Source organism: Enterococcus sp. 3H8_DIV0648, from assembly GCF_002140655.1.
In the GTDB taxonomy this organism is placed as follows: Bacteria; Bacillota; Bacilli; order Lactobacillales; family Enterococcaceae; genus Enterococcus_A; species Enterococcus_A hulanensis.
This window is the reverse complement of record NZ_NGLG01000002.1, coordinates 41,577-43,187: the sequence shown is the minus strand read 5'-3', so window position 1 is coordinate 43,187 and position 1,611 is coordinate 41,577. Positions and strand designations below refer to the sequence as shown.

Annotated in this window: 2 protein-coding genes and 1 pseudogene; all 3 read right to left on the bottom strand. The window is 33.7% G+C overall.

Annotation, left to right across the window (positions count from 1 at the left end):
• A pseudogene (locus A5875_RS16670) lies at positions 1-540 on the bottom strand (DUF4352 domain-containing protein); the annotation flags it as partial.
• Between the two features lie 11 nt (positions 541-551).
• Entirely contained in the window at positions 552-833 is a 282-nt protein-coding gene (locus tag A5875_RS16665; protein WP_088934747.1) for a hypothetical protein, read from the bottom strand.
• Between the two features lie 19 nt (positions 834-852).
• Positions 853-1,362, bottom strand: coding sequence for a hypothetical protein (locus A5875_RS16660; RefSeq protein WP_141108354.1), 510 nt, complete (start codon positions 1,360-1,362; stop codon positions 853-855).
• Positions 1,363-1,611 lie beyond the last annotated feature (249 nt).

Genomic DNA, 1,611 nt, shown 5'->3' with positions numbered 1-1,611 from the left:
TTTAATATAGACAGTTGCGCAAACAGTATTCAGCTCTGTTAGGACGACACTGAATTTTCCCTTTGCTCGATTGATTTCCTGCAATTTTGAAATTGTCTCTCTTAACTCTTTTTTTGTAGGTTCGTACTCTCTGAAATTCTTTTTTAGAACATTCATACTTTCTTTTTTGAACGCTTCTTTTTCCTTCTTTAGATCATTCATCAGTTTTGATTCTTCTATTTCGTTCGAACCCAGAAATACCGCCTGAACATACTGTTCTACTTGCTCTGTGATAGTTGTTGTATCGTCACTGAATTCCTTCAGATCTATCTTCATATTTATACTTTCATTCTCATCATAAAAAATGCTGGGAAGGTAATGGAGTTCGTACTTTTTTTCTGTATTTACTGGAAAAACAATCGGTGCGGCTAGATAATTCTTATTTTTGAGTGTTTCAAACCCTAGCGACTCAAAAATCTCGTCTGTCCCAATGACAAATTCGGCAGAAACTTTCTCTCCATTTTCATCGTGCAAAGTAAAATCTGATGAACTAATATCTATTTCTTCTCCAGTTATATTTTGGATTTTGACGAATAAACAAAGATACTTTGTACCATCATCAATTTTTTTATCAAAAGGAAGAATATCTGTCTCTTATACACATCTAGATGTGTATAAGAGACAGGAATATAAGTTCCACCCTCAACACTCATAGCTAGCCCAGGTTCTGTTGCAACTTCTTCGTTCTTGCCAGTCGATTCCATTTTTTTTAATGGAGTATTACTCTTAGCTGAACAGGCACCCAATATTAATAATAAAAATATAATAAATGTTGTTTTTAAAATCTTTTTCATTTTTTCTTTCCTTTTATTTCTAAACTATCCCAAGTACAGCTGACACAAGCTGCGCCAACACACCGCTAGCTGTATTCATGAATAATTCAGACATAAAGATAGACTTATTTTCTTTAAGTACAGCATCAAATTCTGTTTTGTCTTCTTTTTCAGCAGCAATTAGAGCTTTTTCACTTGCTTCTTTTACCGGTGAATCAATCTTTATTTGTGAAATGACCGACTGCAACTCTTTTCTAGTAAGTGCCCAATCAAACGTCTCATAGTTCTTTGTTACTTGCTGATTTTGATTACCAAAAGTTGAAGAACTGATTGTACTGTCTTTGATGTCGCCGATCGTCGTTGAGGTACTATTATCATTAGCATTAAAGCTATTGGAATTATGGGAATTAATATCATTCTCCTTTTGAATACCTGAATTGATGTTTGCAAAATCACCGTAAACTGCGTGACTGTCTCCATAAACAATCTTTTGTTCTGCAATATTTATTGCAGCAGTAGTATTGTTATTGAAGGCTTCTTCTAAAGCCAATCTTACTCGTTCCATAAAAATTTTGTCGCTAAAATAGATCGAATAGTAACTGTCTCTTATACACATCTAGATGTGTATAAGAGACAGAAGTATCTCTCCTCTTTTTTTGTTGAAAATATATTGATACCTCGTTGTAATCTTCCAATTCTTTTAACCAACCTACTATTCCTGCAAGATCTGTCTCTTATACACATCTAGATGTGTATAAGAGACAGGTATTATAGGGCCTACTATCATTTTTCATCTTTT